Origin of the sequence: Hymenobacter sp. B1770 (assembly GCF_049896385.1) — a bacterium.
GTDB lineage: Bacteria > Bacteroidota > Bacteroidia > Cytophagales > Hymenobacteraceae > Hymenobacter.
On the sequence record NZ_JAFCUF010000001.1, the window covers coordinates 917,953 to 937,293 of the forward strand.

At 58.8% G+C, this 19,341-nt stretch carries 11 protein-coding genes; 9 read left to right on the forward strand and 2 right to left on the reverse strand.

Annotation, left to right across the window (positions count from 1 at the left end; translation table 11 throughout):
- Nucleotides 1-117 precede the first annotated feature (117 nt).
- The 7 genes from fbp (at nt 118) to ACP7AJ_RS03810 (ending at nt 12,142) form a co-directional block, all read left to right on the forward strand.
- On the forward strand, nt 118-1,125 hold the full coding sequence (fbp, locus tag ACP7AJ_RS03780; protein WP_426058844.1) for a class 1 fructose-bisphosphatase: 1,008 nt from the start codon (nt 118-120) through the stop codon (nt 1,123-1,125).
- Between the two features lie 10 nt (nt 1,126-1,135).
- Nucleotides 1,136-3,124 carry an alpha/beta hydrolase family protein gene (locus tag ACP7AJ_RS03785; protein WP_426058845.1) on the forward strand — a complete coding sequence of 663 codons (1,989 nt, stop codon included), beginning with the start codon at nt 1,136-1,138 and terminating at the stop codon, nt 3,122-3,124.
- 660 nt (nt 3,125-3,784) lie between these two features.
- Nucleotides 3,785-6,922, forward strand: coding sequence for a T9SS-dependent M36 family metallopeptidase (locus ACP7AJ_RS03790; protein WP_426058846.1), 3,138 nt, complete (start codon nt 3,785-3,787; stop codon nt 6,920-6,922).
- Between the two features lie 670 nt (nt 6,923-7,592).
- Nucleotides 7,593-8,180 carry a biliverdin-producing heme oxygenase gene (locus ACP7AJ_RS03795; RefSeq protein WP_426058847.1) on the forward strand — a complete coding sequence of 196 codons (588 nt, stop codon included), beginning with the start codon at nt 7,593-7,595 and terminating at the stop codon, nt 8,178-8,180.
- Nucleotides 8,162-10,480 (forward strand): ATP-binding protein, encoded by a 2,319-nt coding sequence (locus tag ACP7AJ_RS03800; protein ID WP_426058848.1) that lies wholly within the window; start codon nt 8,162-8,164, stop codon nt 10,478-10,480. The genes ACP7AJ_RS03795 and ACP7AJ_RS03800 overlap by 19 nt, the downstream gene beginning before the upstream one ends.
- Nucleotides 10,481-10,927 carry a response regulator gene (locus tag ACP7AJ_RS03805; protein ID WP_426058849.1) on the forward strand — a complete coding sequence of 149 codons (447 nt, stop codon included), beginning with the start codon at nt 10,481-10,483 and terminating at the stop codon, nt 10,925-10,927.
- Nucleotides 10,928-10,936: 9 nt separating this feature from the next.
- The gene (locus tag ACP7AJ_RS03810; protein WP_426058850.1) at nt 10,937-12,142 is read left to right on the forward strand and encodes a sensor histidine kinase; all 1,206 of its coding nucleotides are present in this window, start codon (nt 10,937-10,939) and stop codon (nt 12,140-12,142) included.
- A 282-nt stretch (nt 12,143-12,424) separates the two neighbouring features.
- On the opposite strand, the gene ACP7AJ_RS03815 is transcribed toward ACP7AJ_RS03810, so the two are convergent.
- On the reverse strand, nt 12,425-15,550 hold the full coding sequence (locus ACP7AJ_RS03815; protein ID WP_426058851.1) for a T9SS-dependent M36 family metallopeptidase: 3,126 nt from the start codon (nt 15,548-15,550) through the stop codon (nt 12,425-12,427).
- A gap of 442 nt (nt 15,551-15,992) precedes the next feature.
- A complete protein-coding gene (locus ACP7AJ_RS03820) occupies nt 15,993-16,676 on the reverse strand; it encodes a type 1 glutamine amidotransferase domain-containing protein (RefSeq protein ID WP_426058852.1) in 684 nt (227 codons plus the stop codon).
- A gap of 399 nt (nt 16,677-17,075) precedes the next feature.
- Between ACP7AJ_RS03820 and ACP7AJ_RS03825 the strand changes: the two genes are divergently transcribed.
- Nucleotides 17,076-18,284, forward strand: a complete 1,209-nt coding sequence (locus ACP7AJ_RS03825) for a porin (protein ID WP_426058853.1) — start codon at nt 17,076-17,078, stop codon at nt 18,282-18,284.
- A gap of 163 nt (nt 18,285-18,447) precedes the next feature.
- Nucleotides 18,448-19,308, forward strand: a complete 861-nt coding sequence (locus tag ACP7AJ_RS03830) for a class I SAM-dependent methyltransferase (RefSeq protein WP_426058854.1) — start codon at nt 18,448-18,450, stop codon at nt 19,306-19,308.
- The last annotated feature ends 33 nt before the right edge of the window (nt 19,309-19,341 follow it).

Sequence of the window (19,341 nt, forward strand, 5' to 3'; positions counted from 1 at the left end):
TTGTCGTTCGCGCCAACAGGGCAGCATCGTTCACGAGTGATTATTCTTCGGCAATACGCCGGTGTGGCGTATCTACACTGTTCTGTAGGTCCCTAACTCTATCTAAAATCCCACCCAATGTCCCAGACTACCGAAAACACCTTGGCCACGCCCGTTGGCACCACGCTCGAGCGCTACATCATGCGCAAGCAGTCCGAATTTGCTTACGCCACTGGTGAGCTCTCTCAGTTGCTGCGCGACATCGCGCTGGCCGGTAAAATCGTAAACCGCGAGGTGAACCGCGCTGGCCTTTCGCGCATCACCGGGGCCATGGGCGAGAAAAACGTGCAGGGCGAGAACCAGCAAAAGCTCGATGTAGAAGCCAACATCCGCTTTGTGCGTGCCCTTACCAATGGGGGAGAAGCCTGCGCCGTGCTCTCGGAAGAGGACGAGGAAATCATTCAAACTGGCAACGTCAATGGCAAATACGTGGTGGCCATTGACCCACTCGATGGCTCCTCGAACATCGACGTGAACGTGAGCATCGGCACCATTTTTAGCATTTACCGCCGCGTGTCGCGTATTGGCGGGCCGGCTCGCAAGGAAGACTTTTTGCAAGGTGGCCGGGCGCAAATAGCCGCGGGGTACGTGTTGTATGGCTCCAGCACCATGCTGGTGTACACCACGGGCCATGGCGTGGCGGGCTTTACCTACGAAAACTCGCTGGGCGAATTCTTTCTTTCGCACCCTGATATCAAGATTCCGCGTCAAGGGCCGGTGTTTTCATGCAACGAGGGCAACTGGTTTGACTATCCGGAATTTGTGCGCACCTTCCTCACCACCTGCAAAGAGCGCCGTCTCACGGCCCGCTACGTGGGCTCGCTGGTGGCCGATTATCACCGCAACCTGTTCACGGGAGGTATCTACATGTACCCGCCCACGGTGGACAAGCCCGGCGGCAAGCTGCGCTTGCTCTACGAGTGCTACCCGTTGGCTTACCTCATTGAGCAAGCCGGCGGCGTGGCCGTGAGCGGTGCCGATGTGCTGCTCGATGTGCCGCCAACCAGGGACTTGCACCAGCGCGCTCCGCTTTTCGTCGGCTCAGCCGATTTGGTGGAGGAACTTCGCTGCATCGCGACGAAATAACTTGGTTGCCATGCGTTGGAGGGCCTTTCTGCTTGTCTTAATGGCCGTGGTGCTGACGTGGCACTCTGCCGCTGCCCAACAGACAGGCAGCCCCAACGTGCTCGACTGGAAAGCACCAGCTACGCTCAGCACCTATCTGTTGCAACAGATGCACGCCCAGTATGCTCCGCGGGCCGCGGAACTTGACCAGGCTGCGCAGTCGGCGGCCGGGGCTGCGGCTTACCGCGACAGTGTGCGCGCCCGTTTCCGGCGGGTACTGGGGCCACTACCGGTGCGCACTCCTTTGCGGGCGCAGGTTACCGGCAAGCTGGCGCGCGACCAATATCGCATCGAGAAGATTATTTACGAAAGCCAGCCTAACCACCACGTTACGGCTAACTTGTACGTGCCGGCGAGCAAGGGCAAAAAACCCGGCGTGCTGCTCTTCTGTGGCCATGAGCAAGAAGCTAAAGCCACGGTTTCATATCAGAAAACGGCTATCCTGTTGGCGCAGCACGGTTTTGTGGTGCTGGTCATCGACCCCATTTCGCAGGGCGAGCGCATGCAGCTCACTGATGCGGCCGGCAAATCTCTGGCCCGCGGCGGCACCACCGAGCACACGTTACTCAATGCTGGCGCAGCCCTGCTGGGCCATACCACGCCTGCCGAACAGCTGTGGGACAACGCGCGCGGCCTCGACTACCTGCTCAGCCGCGCCGAAGTCGATACTGCCCGCATCGGCTGCCTGGGCAACTCCGGCGGCGCCACCCAAACGGCCTACTTTATGGGCTTCGAGCCGCGGGTGAAAGTGGCGGCGCTGTGCAGCTACGTGGCCAGCGGCGAGCGCAACCTTGAGCTGAGCGGCCCTGCCGATGGCTGCGTGCAGCTGCCCGGCGCTGGCCGCGCCCGCCTCGACCTGGCCGATTGGCCCATCATGTTCGCACCCAAGCCGCTTCTGATGCTAGCTGGCCGTTACGACTTTGTCGACTACTCCCAAATTGCGGCTGCCACGGATGAAACCCGCCGCCTTTACTCGGCCCTGAGCAAGCCGGAGCAGCTCAGTCTTTTCACTTACGACGACGGGCATGGCATTTCCCAGCCCAAGCGGGAGGCGGCTGTGACGTGGTTTCGGCAGTGGTTCTATGGCGATGCAACGCCCATTCGCGAAGGCATATTAGCGACCTTGTCGGAGAAAGAGTTGAGGTGCACTAAAACCGGACAAGTGAATACCGCTTTCCGCAACGAAGCTACCTTGGCAGAGATGCATCGGGCCGCAGCGCAACGGCTGGCGACTCGCCGTTCTTCAATTGGTTCAGAGGCGTTGGTTGCCCTGGTTCAGGAGCAATTAGGCACATCTGCAGTCGCGGTTACAAGCGTATCGGTAGCAACACTCGATACTCTGCGTCGGGCTGGTAGTAGCTTGCAGAGGCTCATTTTGCGCCGCGAAGGCGAGCCGCCGCTGCCCGTGCTGCTGGCGTTGCCCACCAGTATCATACCACCTTCCAAGATTCTTATCTGGCTTCCCGATGCGGGCAAAGCCAGCGCGCTCGACACCACGGCACAACTGCAGGCCTACCTCCGCCAGGGCACTGCCGTGCTCCTCGCTGACTTGCGCGGCCTCGGCGAAACCACCGACCCAGCCGCCTTCAACGACCCAAAATACTACAACCGCGAATACCGTAATGCCATGCTGGCGCTGCACCTAGGCCGCCCCCTGCTGGCCCAGCGCGTGGCCGATATCGCTACCCTCGCCGCTTTCCTGCGGAATGATAGCCGCCTCCGCGGCGTGCCGATAGAAATTCGCGCCAACGGCCGGACCGCAGCCCCGGCAATGCATGCGGCCGTGCTCTCACCTGCCATCACCCGTGTTGCCTTGGAGCAGCGACCTGTCGCGTATCAGGAACAGCTGGCGCAACCAACGGCCAAGGATGCGTATTCGGAGGTGCTGCCTGGCGTGCTGCAGCGGTATGACTTACCGGATTTGCAGCGCGCTTTGGGGAGCCGGCTGGTGCTGCCGTAGCTTTTAGGGCGCGGAGTTTTCACAACGACACCTATTGCTGCAGCGCCCATTCAAACATACTCAGGTCATGTTCAGATGGGCTAGGTGGTGGCATTCGATTTTCTCGCTCTGTGATTCTTGAGCCCGACCCGACAAGGGTCATGGGTGCCTGTGGCAGGGACTAGGGCTACCAACTGAGAAGCGTTTGGTGTTACTACTGCCTAACTACTTGATGCGTTTTGGTAAGCCATCATCTCCTCTGTCATAGACGGTGGATATTGGGTTGTTTACGCCACCCGCGGCGCACAATGTTGGCACTAATCATGAAGGGGTACGTCGCCAAAGTACCATTCTCATAATGCGGTTGTTAGCTGGAGCACCGTTCTTATTTCTGCATCTCGATGCTAAGTCAAGAGCTGGGGGAACTCTTTTTTGACAGCAGATAGCATAATGTTACGATCTAAAGGACATTAAAAAATAAGTCCTGCCGATGTGTGAGAGCGAGTTTAGAGGCGAGTTGCTTAAAGTGGAGGATAAGATTAAATCATTTTAATCTTATAGTTTTTTGGTATGATTAAATTAATTTTTAAATTGGTTAAATCTTCAATCACATTATAAATTCAATAAATTAATAAATTCATACCAAGGGTGGCCGGGCTCGCGCTAACGGCAACACTGTTCATGGGAAGCCATGCATCGTTCGGACAGGAGGCGGCCAAGGCACAACAGAAAGCTGTGCCGCGGGTCGCGCTGGACTACCTCCGCGCCAACAAGCAGGCACTGAAGCTTACCGACGCCGACCTAGCTGACATAGAGCTAAGCAGCCAATCTGTCTCGGCGAAAAGCGGCGTTAAGCATTTCTACCTGCAGCAAATGCATCAGGGCATTGAGATTCACAATGCGGTGACCAACCTGAGTGTAAGCCGCGAGGACAAGGTGGTGGCCATGGGCAACCGCTTTCAAAAAAACATTGCGGGCCGAGCAAAATCAGTAAAGACAAAGCTCACAGCCCAGGCGGCCGTAGCCGCCGCCGCTCGGTACCTGAACCTAACGGTGAAAGAGCCGCTGGCTGTGAATAAGCGGACAGGCGCTAAAAATGAAGAAATGGTGTTAACGACGGGCGGCATTTCGCTCGAGCCCATTCCGGCCAAGCTGGTGTATCAGCCCATGGAAGATAGTAGCCTACGGTTAGCCTGGGAGGTGACTATCTACGAGTTGAATGCTGAAAACTGGTGGAATATCAGGGTTGATGCTGTTACGGGTGAGTTCTTAGATAAGGACAACCTTGTGGTACACTGCGAGTTCGATAATGACGGGCCCAATGGTCTGCCTTTGCACGACAACCATGCTCACAAGCAAACAGTAGCGCCTAAGTCGTTCGAGTTTGCCTCAATTTTGGCGAACGCTCCAACGTCTAATTTCTACACAGTCTACCCGATTGTAACGGAGAGCCCTAGCCACGGCTCACGTGATTTCATCAAAACGGATGCAGCCGACAAAACTGCCTCTCCTGAAGGCTGGCATTATACCCCTCAGGGCATCAAGACTATTACGCGTGGCAACAACGTGTATGCCTACGAAGACCCCAATGGCCTGAACCCTTTCCCGACCGCTGCTAAGAACTACACGGTTCTTAACTACAGTCCAGACGGTGGCCCGAATCTGAAGTTTGACTTCCCCGTTGACTTTACCAAGCAGCCTGCGACGTATGTTGATGCTGCTACAACCAACCTGTTCTACTGGAGCAATATCATTCACGATATGTGGTACCAGTATGGCTTTGATGAAGCCAGCGATAACTTCCAGTTCGATAATTTCAAAAAGGGCGGACTCGGCAACGACTTTGTACGGGCCGAGGCTCAGGACGCCCGTATTACGTCGGCTAATGGCCCTCAACGGAACAACGCCAACTTCGGAACGCCTGTAGATGGCGCTCTGCCCCGTATGCAGATGTACCTGTGGAATGGTATTCCAGACCAGAACTTGTTCCGGGTTACGACTCCTTCTTCCCTTACCGGCGCTTATCCGGCCCGGGAGGCTTCCTTCGGCACAACAAGGCTGACATCAGTACCAGTGACGGGTAAGCTGGTGGTAGCCCAGTCTACGCCTCCCACGTCGACTGGCAAAAGCAAAGAGGGTTGTGCAGCCTTTAGCAATGCCGCGGCTATCGCTGGTAACATTGCAGTTGTTTATCGTGGCAACTGCGGCTTTTCCGACAAAGTGCAGAACGCCCAGCTAGCTGGCGCCATCGCCGTTGTTGTAATCAATAACGCGTCTGGTGACCCCATTGTAATGGGCGGCACGCCCGTCAATCCAGTGCCCGCCATCGTCATTCCATCTGTCATGATTCGGCAAGAAGACGGCAAGCTTATTCGCGAAGTGCTGGACGCCGGAACGGACGTAACTGTTTCGCTCAAAAACGAAGGCTCGGGTCCTGAACTGGACGGTGACTTTGATAACGGTATTATCGCTCACGAAGTCGGCCACGGCATCTCTAACCGCTTAACGGGCGGGCCAGCCAACGTATCCTGCTTAGGCAATGCCGAGCAGATGGGAGAGGGATGGAGCGACTGGTTTGGTTTGATGATGACCATCAAGCCCGGCGACAAGGGTGACAAGGTGAGAGGCATTGGCACGTACGCTTCAGGTCAACCTACTACGGGCCGTGGTATTCGGCCAGCTCCCTACAGCACTAGCTTTGCTGTTAATAACTTCACTTACGCAGCTACGAACAACGCTGCCATATCACAGCCCCACGGCATAGGCTTTGTGTGGGCTACTATGATATGGGATATGACTTGGGCGTTAGTTGATAAGTATGGCTACGATACTGATTTGTATCAGGGCAATGGTGGCAACAACATGGCCATGCAACTGGTGGTGGATGGCTTAAAGCTACAAGCCTGCCGCCCCGGTTTCGTTGATGGTCGTGATGCCATTCTGTTGGCCGACCGCCAGAACTATGGCGGCGCTAACCAAGAACTCATCTGGCGTGCATTCGCCAAGCGTGGCCTGGGCTTCAGCGCCAAGCAGGGCCTGACCACTAACCGATTCGACCAAGTAGAGGCCTTTGACCTTCCTCTTGTCTATGCTTGCACAGCGCCCACCATCACGCTGGCGTCGGCACTGGCCAATTTCCCTGGTGCCGCTGCCAACACAATTTACCTCGGCTACGGCCCGCAGAGCGTACAGCTGCTGGCCAGCAACATTGCGGCTGACCCGGAGTTCGCCTACACCTGGTCGCCGGCCACTGGCCTGAGCGCCACCAACGTGGCCAACCCCGTGTTTAGGCCTACTGTTGCCGGAAGCTACACGTTCACGGTTACAGCCGTAAACGCAAACCAATGCACGCGAACGGCTTCTATTACTATCAATGTTATCGACGTACGCTGCGGCAATAAGAACCAAAAGGTCTCGGTTTGCTTCAAAGGAAAGCAAATGTGCGTTGATGCCGCCGATGCTACTGCTCTGCTAACCCGCGAACGTGGCGAAGCCGTTATTGGAGCATGCGACCAGCAGGTGTCACGTGCAGCGGATGGAACCCTGGCCAGCGCGTCCCAGCTCATCGATGCAGCTCTCACGGCTGCGCCTAACCCCGCTACTGCCAAAACCACTCTTGCCTTCACGCTCACCCAGAGCGGCGCATACCGCCTGGAGGTGGTGAACACGCTGGGCGCCGTAGTAGCCCAGGGCAACGGCGAAGCAGGTCAGGCCTTCTCGCACGAGTTCAGCAAAGGCAACCTGGCCGCTGGCTTGTACATGGCCCGGCTTGTGTCGGGTGGTAAGAGCCATCTCACCCGCATTGTGCTGCAAGACTAATTCCCAGCTTTGCTGACTAGAGGAAAAAAAAGGGAGGCCGCAGTCAGCGGCCTCCCTTTTTGCTGTTGATGCGGTATGTGCTGGAATGGCGGCTCTACTCGTACTAAAAGCAGCTGACGCAGCCTATGACCAAGGCTGCGTAATTGCAAGTGGTACTAGGCGTGCTGCAGCGGCATAACTTGCCTCATTTGTAGCGCGCATTAGGATTAGGGTGGTATCGCCATAGTGCAGCTGCTACCGCGTTTTTATGTACGCAAGCCCTCGTTTGGCTAATTCGGTTAACCGTGGCAGTTCTGCCTCCCTATTGGTATTGACGCCCCTTAGAGCGCTCGCAGAAACACCCTTGCAAGGAGTTTTCGAGTCTTATGTCCCATCCGAATTAAATGAACTTTGCAGGGTGAACGAGCTTCTAAAACTCAATCTGGACAGTTGGGCACCTTCGCCAAGCCAGTGAGCGTCTATCGGTAGTGGTTCAGCCAAAGGAGAATTTTAATTGCCGGGCCCGGCGGGGCGCTGCCCAGTCCGTATATAATCGGCTGCTGGTTCTTTCAGCACCTGTTTTCTTCGCCTTGTCGTTCTTTGAGGACTCGGCGGCTCGGTTTCGAGGGCATGTTGGGGCCGCGAACGTGCTATATTGTGGTTTTCAGCAAATTTCCTTTTTCCTTAGGTTTTGTCTACTTCACTTTCACTTCAAACGCCGACTCTGCTACTACGTCTGCGGAATGAAACCCGTCCCCAACACGAGGCCCTGGAGCGGCAAGCTTTTAATCAAGCCTTAACGACGGGCACGCTGACCGCCGAAGGAACGGCGCATTTTCTGGCCAAGATGTACGGATTCCTGGCGCCCTACGAAACCGCGCTGCAGCAACACGCGGCAGAGTTTTCGCCCGCCTGGGAACTAGCCGAGCGGTTGCGGGCCCACCTGATTCTGCAGGATTTGGAGTTGCCCGAAGCCGCGCCTGGCCTGCCGCTATGCCCGGCCATGCCGCCGCTGCACACGCGGCTGCAGCTGCTGGGCGCCATGTACGTGCTGGAGGGCTCGACACTGGGCGGACAGCTCATCACCCGGCAGCTGGCGCAGGCCGGCATTCCGCTGCGTGCGTATTTCACGGGCTACGGCGCGCGCACCGGGCCCCGGTGGAAAGCCTTTTGCCAGCTGCTGACGGAAGCCGTCCCCACCGGCCCGGACCATGACGACGTGGTGGCGTCGGCCGGCTTAACCTTTCAACGACTCGACCAATGGATAGCTCAACCGTGAGCCCGACCGACGTGGCGATGCTGCGCGTGCCCATTACCCTCACCAACTGCGACCGGGAGCCGATTCACATTCCCGGGGCCATTCAGCCCTACGGTTTCGTGCTGTGCCTGGACCCGGCCACCCGACGCATCGTGCACGCCAGCGCCAACACCGAAACGCTGATTGGCCGGCAAGCCGAAAGCCTGTTGGGCGGTGGCCTCGACCAGCTGCTGGGTTCCGACCGGCGGGCCGAGGTGGACGCCGTGCTGGACACCCTGGGAGTGGAGGCAAAGCTGGTGGGCGCCCGCCTGGACCCAGTGGCGGGCCAGCCGTTCTTCAAAATCGTGCTGCACCGCTACGACGACCTGCTGTGGCTAGAGTTTGAGCCGGTGAGCGAAACCGACGCCGCGCCCCTCGACCTTCCCTTCCTCAACGCGGCCCTGGGCCAGATGCTGGCCGCCGGCAGCGTGCTCGACTTTTGCCAGCACGCTGTGGAGCAGGTGCGCGGCATCACGGGCTTCGACCGGGTGGCCATCTACCGCTTCGCGCCCGACGAGAGCGGCGAAATCATTGCCGAAGCCCGGCACGCCGACCTGCCCCCGTGGCTGGGAATGCACTACCCAGCCACCGACATTCCGCAGCAGGCGCGGGCCATGTACCTCAAAAACTGGCTCCGCTTTATTGCCGACGCGCGGTACGTGCCGGTGCCGCTGGTGCCGGCGCGCCACCCCACGCACCCCCGCCCGCCGGACATGACCCACGCCATGCTGCGCAGCGTGTCGCCCATTCACCTAGAGTACCTGCACAACATCGGCTCGGCGGCCACGATGACCATCTCGCTGATTCAGGACAACCAGCTGTGGGGCATGATTACCTGCCACCACCGCACGCCGCGGCTAGTGAGCTACGAGCTGCGCGAGCTGTGCCAGTTCATCGGCAAGACGTTTTCGGCGCTGCTGCCCGGCAAGGAGCTGCACGACACCCGGGCGCAGCAGCTGCGCATCCGGGAGCAGCAGGCCCACTTGTTTGCGCAGGTGTCGCGGCATCCCAATTTCGTAGACGGCCTGCACCGCGAAGCGCCCACGGTGATGGACGTGTTCGACTGCGGCGGAGCGGCCATCTGCTTCGACGACGAGGTGGTGACGGTGGGCGTGACGCCCACCCCGGCCCAGATTCGGGAGCTGCTGGCGTGGCTACAGGAACACGCTAAGACGGACGTGTTTTACACGAACTCCTACGCCGCCCTCAACCCGGCGGGGCTGGCGCTGCGGGCCACGGCCAGCGGCTTCATCGCCGCCTCCCTCACCGATGCGCCCAGCAACTACCTGCTCTGGTTCCGGCCCGAGGTGGTGCAAACCGTGACCTGGGCCGGCCGCAACGACAAGCCGCAGGTGCTGGCCAACGGGCAGATTTTTCTCTCGCCCCGGCAGTCGTTTGAGGCCTGGAAGCAGCTGGTGGAAAACACCTCGGCCCCCTGGCAGCCCATGGAGCTAGCGGCCGCCCGCGACATCCGCCTGCACATTTCCGACCTCCGCCTCAAGGTATTCAACGAGCTGCAAGCCCGCGCCCACAGCCTGGCCCGCCTCAACACCGAGCTCGAGCGCAGCAACGACGAGCTGGACTCCTTCGCCTACGTGGCCTCCCACGACTTGAAAGAGCCCTTGCGGGGCATCCACAACTACTCGCTGTTTTTGCTGGAAGACTACGCCGACCGCCTCGACGCCGAGGGCGTGCACAAGCTCGAAACCCTGGTGCGCCTCAGCCAGCGCATGGAAAGCCTGATTGAGTCGCTGCTGCAGCTCTCCCGCGTGGGCCGCACCGACCTGGTGGTAGCCGACGTGGACCCGCACGCGGTGCTGGCCGACGTGGCCGACCTGCTGCAGCCGCGCTTCGAGCAAACTCACACCACGCTCACGGTGGCCGGCCCCCTGCCCACGGTGCGCGCCGACCGCGTGCGGCTGCAGGAGGTGTTGTATAATTTGATTAGCAACGGCATGAAGTACAACGACCAGCCGGCCAAAACCGTGACGGTGGGACTAGCCCCGGCTGAAGCGGCGGCCAGCGCCGCCCGGCCCGTGTATCCAGCCGACTTTCACGTTTTTTACGTACGAGACAACGGCATCGGCATCGATGCCCGGCACCAAGCCAGCATCTTCCAGCTGTTCAAGCGCCTCCACCCCCAGGAAAGGTATGGCGGTGGCACCGGCGCAGGCCTGGCCATCGCCAAAAAAATGGTGGAGAAGCACGGCGGCAGCCTGTGGGTCGAGTCGGCCCCCGGGGAAGGCGCTACGTTTTATTTCACCCTTCCCATGTCTTTGTAAGTGACTGTATTTCCCCTTCGTCCCCTCCTCGTGGTGGAAGACAGCGCCGAAGACTTCACGGCCCTCACCCGCGTGTTTCGCAAGCTGAACCTGCCCCATCCCGTGGTGCGCTGCGAGGACGGCGACCAGGCCCTGGCTTACCTGCAAGGGCACGGCCAGGCCGCCGGTTGGCCCGACACGATGCCGGCCCTGGTGCTGCTCGACCTGAATATGCCGGGTACCGACGGGCGCGCGGTGCTGGAAGCCGTGAAGCAGGACCCCCGGCTGCAGGCCTTGCCGGTGGTGGTGCTTAGCACCTCGTCCAGCCGCCGCGACGTGGAGCATTGCTACCAGCTGGGCGCCAACGGCTACCTTACGAAGCCCATTCAGTACGCCACCTTCGAAGCCAAGCTGCGCCTGACCGTGCAGTACTGGCTGGAAGCTTCAGAGCTGCCCCGAATAAATTAGCCCCTGTGAGTGAAAAAAATACTGCTGGTCGACGATAACGAGCCGGACCGCATGCTGTACCGGCGCTACCTGAGCAAGTCTGAGGGGTACGAGCAATTGGAGTTCCGGGAGGCCGCCACGGGCGCCGAGGCCCTGGCCGAGTTCGCGGCCTACCAGCCCGACTGCGTGTTGCTGGACTACAACCTGCCCGACACCGACGGCCTGGGCCTGCTGGCTGAACTCCTGGCCCTGGCCCCGCCCAACACCCTGTGCGTGGTGATGATAACCGGCGGCGGCAGCGAGTTGCTGGCCGTACGCGCCCTGAGCACCGGCGCCCTCGACTACCTGGTCAAGCAGCAGTTCGACCAAGGCATGCTGATGAAAACGGTGCGGCACGCCATCGAAAAAAACGAGTGGCGGCAGTACGTGACGTCCTACCATGACGAGCTGCGCGCCGTGAACCAGCAGCTGCGCGACTCGCTGGACGAGCTGCAGAACACCCGCGCGGAAGTCACCCAGAAAAACATCCAGCTCACCGCCGCTAACGCCCAGCTCACCGCCGCCAACCTCAACCTCGATAACTTCGTGTACGCCGCGAGCCACGACCTCAAGCAGCCCGTGAACAACTTGCGCGGGCTCTTCGACGAGCTGCGCCGCACCGCCACTTTCCACGACCCCGAGGAAGCCCAAGTGCTGCGGCTGGTGCGGGCTTCGCTGGACGCGTTGGACACCACCATCACCGATCTGGCCGCCGTGGTGCAGGAAGAGCGCCCCTCCGGTCACCAACCCACCGAAACCGTACTGCTGGCCGATGTGGTGATAGAAGTAACGCAGGCGCTGAGCCGGGAAGTGCAGGCCACGCAGGCCCGCATCACCACGGATTTTGCGGCCCTGCCCGAGATGGAGGGCGTGCGCAGCAACCTGCGTACGATTCTGCTGAACTTGGTGGCCAACGCCCTGAAGTACCGCCACCCCAGCCGGCCCCCGCTGGTGCAGCTGCGCGCTTATTGCGAGGCCGGTCAGGCGGTGCTCGAAGTGCAGGACAACGGCCTGGGCATCGACCTGGACCAGCACGGGAACGAGCTGTTTCAACTCTTTCGGCGCTTCCATCCCGAAGCGGCGAATGGCACCGGGGTGGGCCTGTTCCTCGTCAACCGGCTGGTGCTGGCCCACGGCGGACGCATCGCGGTGAACAGCAAGGCGGGAGAAGGCACTACGTTTCGGCTGTACCTGTGAGCTGCGATGGCCGGGTAGCACCGCGGAAGCCTCAACACCCGGGAAGGAAGCCGAATGTCAGCGTTTTGACCCCAGCTATATTTCAAAGCTGTTCAGGAAAACGGTGGCATTCTTAACTGCATACCTCTCGCTTCCTGCTATCTCCCAAAGTAGACAGCACTAGAAAGCTGATGGTGCAAAGAGGGCCACCGTTTATTTCCCTTACCTGACTACGTTAAAAACGAAAAACCCGGGACCGTGCCTAAGCACAATCCCGGGTTGATTCACCGTGCTTACGCAGGTTTAGTCTTTCAACTCGATGCGGGTAAACTTGTTGCCGCTGCCCGTTACCAGGTGGGCAATGTAGAGGTCACCTTTCAGCGAGCCTTTCTTGAACTCGTAGCTGAAGCGCTGGCCGGCTTTACCGGAGCCTTCGCCCAGCACAGCCACTACGGCGCCCTGCATGTTCAGCACTTCCAAGCGGAAGCTGCCTTCTTCGGGCAGGATGAAGGACACCGAAGTCTGGCCCACGGCTGGGTTTGGCAGGCTGGTCAGCTCGCTTTCTTTCTCAGTATCCTGAGCGGCAAAGGCTGACGAGCTGGTGCTGGTGCCACAGTTGCCCAGCGTGCCGCCGCGCTTTAGGAGGTTAGGAACATCGCTGGAGTTCACGCAACGCGTGTTCTTGTTGGTGCAAACGAGTACCTGGTTGTTCGAAGCGCCACAGCGCACGTCGACTACCGTAATGGTTACCGTGGCCGACGCACTGCAGCCCGCGCTGTTGGTCGAAGTCACCGTGATGGGGTAGGTGCCAACGGCGGTGGGCGTGAAGATGGGGTTGGCCACGTTGGGGTTGCTCAGGCCAGCGGCGGGGCTCCAGGTGTAGCTCACCGAGCCGGTGCTGGTGCTGTTGGCTTGCAGCTGCACGTCTTGCGGGCCATAGCCAATGTAAATGGTGGAAGCGGGGCCGTTGGTGTTCACATCGGAAGTCCGCAGCACCGTGATGGTGGGCGCAGCGCATATAAATGCTGGGGGCATATCGAAGGCCTCCACTTGGTCAGAGCGGTTGGTGGTGGAGCCTTGCTTGGCGCTGAAGCCCAGGCCGCGCTTGGCAAACACCGTCCAAATCAATTGCTGGTTAACGCCGCCGTTGTTGGCGCGGTCGGCAGCCAGAATGGCGTCGCGGGCATCGACGAAGCCCGGGTTACAGGGCTGCAGCTTCAGGCCGTCGATGACCAGCTGCATGGCAATGTTGTTGCCGGCCTTGCCGGTGTAGAGGTTTTCGCTGATGCCGTACTTATCAACCAAAGCCCAGGTTATGTCCCAGAGCATGGTGGCCCACACAAAGCCCACGCCGTGAGGTGCAGTGAGCACGGGGTCGTTGGTGCGGCCGTAGGTGTAGTTGTTCACCGCAAAGTCGGTGCTGTAAGGGGAGGGGCGGATGCCGCGGCCGCTGGTGGGCTGGTTCTGCACGTAGGTGCCAATGCCGCGGGGTTTGGTGCTGGTGTCGCCGGGCTTTATGGTCAGCATCAGGCCGAACCAGTCGCTCCAGCCTTCGCCGCCCTGCTCGGCATTGCGCAGGCAGCTCGAGTTGTTAGCGCCGCCGGTGAGACGGGTCGAGATGCCGTGGCCGTACTCGTGGGCAATGATGCCGTTGTCGAAGTCGCCGTCCAGCTCGGGCTGGGAGCCCGTGTTTTTCAAAATAACTGCTACCTCCGTGCCGGCATCCAGCTGCTGCCGGATGCTCTGGCCCGTTTCGAGGCTAATCATCACCGCCGGAATGTTGATGGCGGGAGTGGGGTTGGTGGGGGTGCCGCCCATTGCGGTGGGGTCGCCGCTGATGTTGTTGATAACCACTACGGCAATGGCGCCGGCAATCTGAGCGTTCTGCACCTTATCGGCAAAAGCGCAGTTGCCGCGGTACACCACCGCGATGTTGCCGCTGATGGCCGCTCCATTAGTGAAGGCCGCACAGCCCTCTTCGCTTTTACCAGTCGAAGTAGGCGGCGTGGACTCGGCCAGCACCAGCTTGCCCGTGAGCGGGGTGGCGGTGAGGGGCTTGCTAAAGGATGCTTCCAAGGCTGCGTAAATCCCGGCAATGCTGGTTGGCGCGCTCACCTGAAACAGGTCCTTCGCCGGAGCACCGCTCCATAGATACATCTGCATGCGGGGTGCCTGGCCATCGACGGGCGTAGCGAAGTTGGCATTGTTGCGGGTGGTGGCCACGTTGCGGCTGTCCTGCGACTCGGCGTTTACCTGGTCAGCGCCTAGGCCTACCAGTGCATTGGGGTTAGTGGTCTGGAAGTTACCGCTGGCCTCGTCGAAACCGTACTGGTACCAAATGTCGTGCATGATGTTGCTCATGTAAAACAAGTTGGTGGTGGCAGCGTCGCGGTAGGTGACGGGCTGCTGACTGAAGTCAACCGGGTAGTCAAACAGTAGCGCGGAGCCACCATTGGGGCTGGAGTTAGGGCCTGCTACGTTGAGGTTGTCCGGGTCTTCGTAAGCGTGCACGTTGTTGCCGCGGGTGGTGGTGAAGGACACGCCTGGTGCCGTGGTGTGCCAGCCCATGGGCGAAGCCTTTGTGTCGGCAATGCTGGTGCTCACAAACGAGCGCGGCCCGTGGCTGGGCGTTTCGGTGGGGATGGCGAATACGTTGTAGGCATTGGCCGTGGGGCCAGCGGCTACCGAGTAAAAGGAAAAGGGCGCAGCCTCGGGCTGGAGGGTGCGCACCATTTGGCCGGGCGTGCTATCGAAATTGCACTCCACCACCATGTTGTCTTTGTCGAGTACGGCACCTGTGACGGCGTCTACCCGCACGTTCCACCAGTTGCGGGCGTCCAGCTCATAGATGGAGACTTCCCAGGCGAGGGCCAGCTGGCCGTCGGCTAAAGGCTGGTACACCAAGCGAGCCGGAATGGGGCGCAGCGAAATGCCACCGGTGGTAAATACCGTGGCACGATTGGCTGCCTGGCTGGCTTCCGTAACCGTGAGCGGAGCTTTGAGAGAGAGGTTGAGGTGTCGGGCCGCAGCGGCTACGGCCGCCGGAGCGGTGAGCTGCGCCTGCTTGCTCTTAATTTTTTTGCCGAGCTGCTTCTGGAATCGGTTGCCCACATTGAGCACCTTTTCGTCCTTAGTCAGGTTGACGTTCGAAACCGCGCCGAAAATCTCAATGCCTTGGTAGCGCTGCTGAATGTAAAGGTGCTTAAGGCCGTTGTGCTTGCTTTCGCTCTCGCTGCTCAGCACCAGGTCGGCCAAGTCTTCGTTGGCCAGCTGCAACTCCTGCTGGTTCTTTTTGAGGTGGTCTAGCGCTGCCCGTGGCACGGGAGCTTTAGCGGCTTTGCCACTGCTTTGGCCGAAGGAGGCTAGATTCCCGACTAGCAACCCCGCGACCAAAGCCAGCCGGGTTGCAAATAGTATTATTTTGTTCATTTACTTCAATTTGATGAAAAATTGAGCGGAATAAGTACTTAAACTTTGCATTTAACGCAACGATTGACCCGACTTACGTTTAAAGTCTCATTGTGGACTTGAACTATTCAACGAATCTTTTATGGCTCCTTTTAATACATATTCTCCAGTTTAAGGATACATATCACCGGATTATAGTACAACTAGCTGGTTGATAAGTATTTTCTTAACAGGTTGAGGTTTTATATATTATTTAATTCGCACGAAAAAAAGTTAAGATTATTTTTCATCGTCGTTTTGACTTCAACAATAAGTCTTTAGCCTTTAAATGCCCGTTGAAGTCATCAAGCATCCTGCTTGATTGGCAATAAGCCAAACAGCATTTTCTCCAATTACAAAACTGCCCCGGCCACGTCGTTTTCGACGTGGCCGGAACAGTTGACAAAATAACGTCGCTCGGCTATTAGCCCAGCAGTTGCAGCAACTCGTGGGCCGCCGGCTCTGAAGAGGCCGGGTTCTGGCCCGTGATAAGGTGGGCGTCGCGCAGAACATAGGGCTTCCAATCCTCCACCTTGGAGTAGTTACCGCCGTTTTCCTTCAGCATGTCTTCCACTAAGAAGGGCACCACGTTGGTGAGCTGCACGGCCTCTTCTTCGGTGTTGGTGAAGCCGGCCACAGCCTTGCCTTTCACCAGCGGCGAGCCATCGGGGGCTTTCACATGGCGCAGAGCGGCGGGCGCGTGGCATACCAACGCCACCGGCTTGCCAGCCGCGTACATCTCCTCAATTAGCTTAGTGGACGTCTGGTCCTCGGCCAGGTCCCAGAGCGGACCGTGGCCGCCGGGGTAAAACACGGCGTCGTAGTCAGCCACCGAAATCGAGTCGAGCCGCACCGTATTGGCCAGGGCTTGCTGAGCGTCGGCGTCTTTCTTGAAGCGCCCAGTAGCATCAGTTTGGGCGCTGGGGTCGTCGCTTTTGGGGTCGAGGGGCGGCTGGCCACCTTTAGGCGAGGCCAGGGTGAGGGTGGCGCCGGCGTCCTTAAAAACGTAATATGGGGCGGCAAATTCTTCCAGCCAAAAGCCGGTTTTGTGGCCAGTATCGCCGAGTTGGTCGTGTGAGGTCAGTACCATCAGAATGTTCTTGCTCATTGTTTTATATTAAAAGTGGTGCGCCAAAACGCTTGGTTTCGCCACCAGCCAGTTGGCCGTGTGGCGGCAGGGGAGAATAGTAACAACTACTAGCAAGCGCAAGCGGTTACGTTTTTCTTCCAAACAGTTGCTGGGCCATCCTTTAGGCCCGCCTGCTACAAGCCCAATCTAGCATGGCCCTTCAGTGTGAGGCAATTGTCTAACGTGCTGGCAGTGAAGTATAAGAAAGAACGAAAGGACATGGGATAGCGCAGTTGTGCCCGGTAAGGAACAGCACAGGACAGCGCCTTGGCTCCTTAAGCGGTAACCATAGGGCGGAGGTTTCGTAATATTGCCGTCACATACGGGTCATCTACAGGTCATAGATAATGCCTCTCTTTGTGCCAGTATTATCAATTGATGAATAAACTGTTAATTGCCCTTATGGTCTTCGTGGCCGGGCGCGCTTTCGGTCAGACTTCTGATTCAACAGTGCAGGCACGGCCAGCTGATAAAAAGTGGTTCGAAACCTTCGCTATTCGGGGTTATGTGCAGGCGCGCTACAACCGCCTGCTCGAAACCAATCCTGACCTGACCTGCGAGCAGTGCGACCGGTCGTGGGGGCGCAACGGTGGGATATTACTGCGCCGGGTTCGCATTATTTTCTTTGGGCAGCTGAGTGAGCGGGTTTACTTCTACATCCAGCCCGATTTTGCGAGTGCCCCCAGCGGCAGTAATTCCCTGCAGTTTGGCCAGCTGCGCGACGCCTACTTTGACGTAGGGCTCGACAAAGCCAATCAGTTTCGTTTCCGCATCGGCCAGAGCAAAATTCCCTTCGGCTTCGAAAACATGCAGTCAAGCCAAAACCGGCTGCCCCTCGACCGCAACGATGCCATCAACAGCGCCTTTTCCAACGAGCGCGACCTGGGCGTGTTTTTCTACTGGGCGCCTACTGCCGTGCGCCAACGCTTGGCGCGGCTGGTGAAAGAAGGCCTGAAAGGCTCCGGCGACTATGGAATGCTGGGCTTTGGTGTTTTTAACGGCCAAACGGCAAACCGCCCCGAGCTCAACAACCAGCAGCACGTGGTGGCCCGCTTCACATACCCGCTGGTGGTGGGACGGCATATCATTGAACCTAGTATTCAGGCGTATTCCGGTAATTATGTGGTAGCTACCGACCAGCTATCTACCGGGGTGAAGACCAACCCGAACCGCAACTACCTCGACCAGCGCGTGGCGGCCACCTTCGTGCTCTACCCGCAGCCATTTGGTGTGCAGGCTGAGTACAACATTGGGCGGGGCCCCGAGTTCAACCCCAGCACTGGCACTATCGAAAACCAGTCGCTCCACGGTGGTTACGTGTTGTTGAATTATCGGGTGCATCTGCAGAAACAGCAGTTTTATCCCTTCCTGCGGGCTCAATACTACGAGGGCGGCAAAAAGCACGAACGCGACGCTCGCAGCTACTCCGTGCGCGAAGCAGAGCTGGGCGTGGAATGGCAGCCCGTCAGCAGCTTCGAACTGGTCACCATGTACACGCTGTCATCGCGACGCTTCGAGGATTTTCAGCGGCCTAACAACCGGCAGCGCGGCGGCCTGTTGCGGCTGCAGGCGCAGATTAACTTTTAATAATTCTTTTATTACCCTGATATCGGGGTGGTGAGGGAGCACCAGTCAGCGAAAGGCAGCTTGCGCAGGCATCAGGCTGAGGGCAGCGGAGGCAGCCCTGCTTTGTAACCAGGGGCCTAATTTTTTGAAGCCTTACTTTGCAGCTCATTTTCCAAGCCCCTCAATGATTCGTTTTTCGCCCCCGGCTTTCTCCGGCAGCAAGGACATAAAGGTTCTGCTGCCCAACATGCTACGTCGCCGAAAGACTGATTTTGTTGACAAAGACGTGCTGGACGTGCCGGCAGGCAACGGGGACACTTCTCAGCTTCTGCTCGAATTGGGGGCCAGGGTTACAGCCTCCGACCTTTACCCCGAGTTTTTCCGCTACCCAGCTATCAGATGTGTAAAAGCTAATCTAAACGGCGTGCTGCCCTTCGACGCGGCCAGCTTCGATTTCGTGATTTGCCAGGAAGGGATTGAGCACATGCCCAATCAGTTGCACTTGTTTCAAGAGCTGAACCGGGTGCTGCGGCCCGGTGGCCGTGCCATCATCACCACCCCCAATTACTCGAACCTGCGCACCCGCCTGAGCTACCTGCTGCTCGAAAGCGAAGCTTACAAGCTGATGGCCCCGAACGAAACCGACTCAGTCTGGGCTTCTGATAATGCCCAAACCATTCACGACGTTTACCTGGGTCACATCTTCTTCGCCAACGTGACCAAGCAGCGGGTGCTGGCCGCTCTCTCGGGCCTGCGCATTGTAGAAGTGCACCCCACCCGCGTAAACTATACCTCGCTGGCGCTGCTGCCTTTCTACTACCCCTGGATGCGGGTGGCGGGGTGGCTGGCCCGTCGCCGCGGCCTTAAACGTGGTGCACCGTCGGCCCGCCGACCTGAAGTATACACCGAACTGGCCCAGCTCAACCAAAGCCTGAACGTGCTCACCGGTGGCCACCTCATTGTGGAGTACCAAAAGCGCATGGAAACTCCGGAGGCTGTGGCCGAACTCACCGGCAAGCTGGTGCTGGAAACAGCCCAAACCTAGTGAGCTGTTTCCAGCCAGCTGCTGATTTTGCGG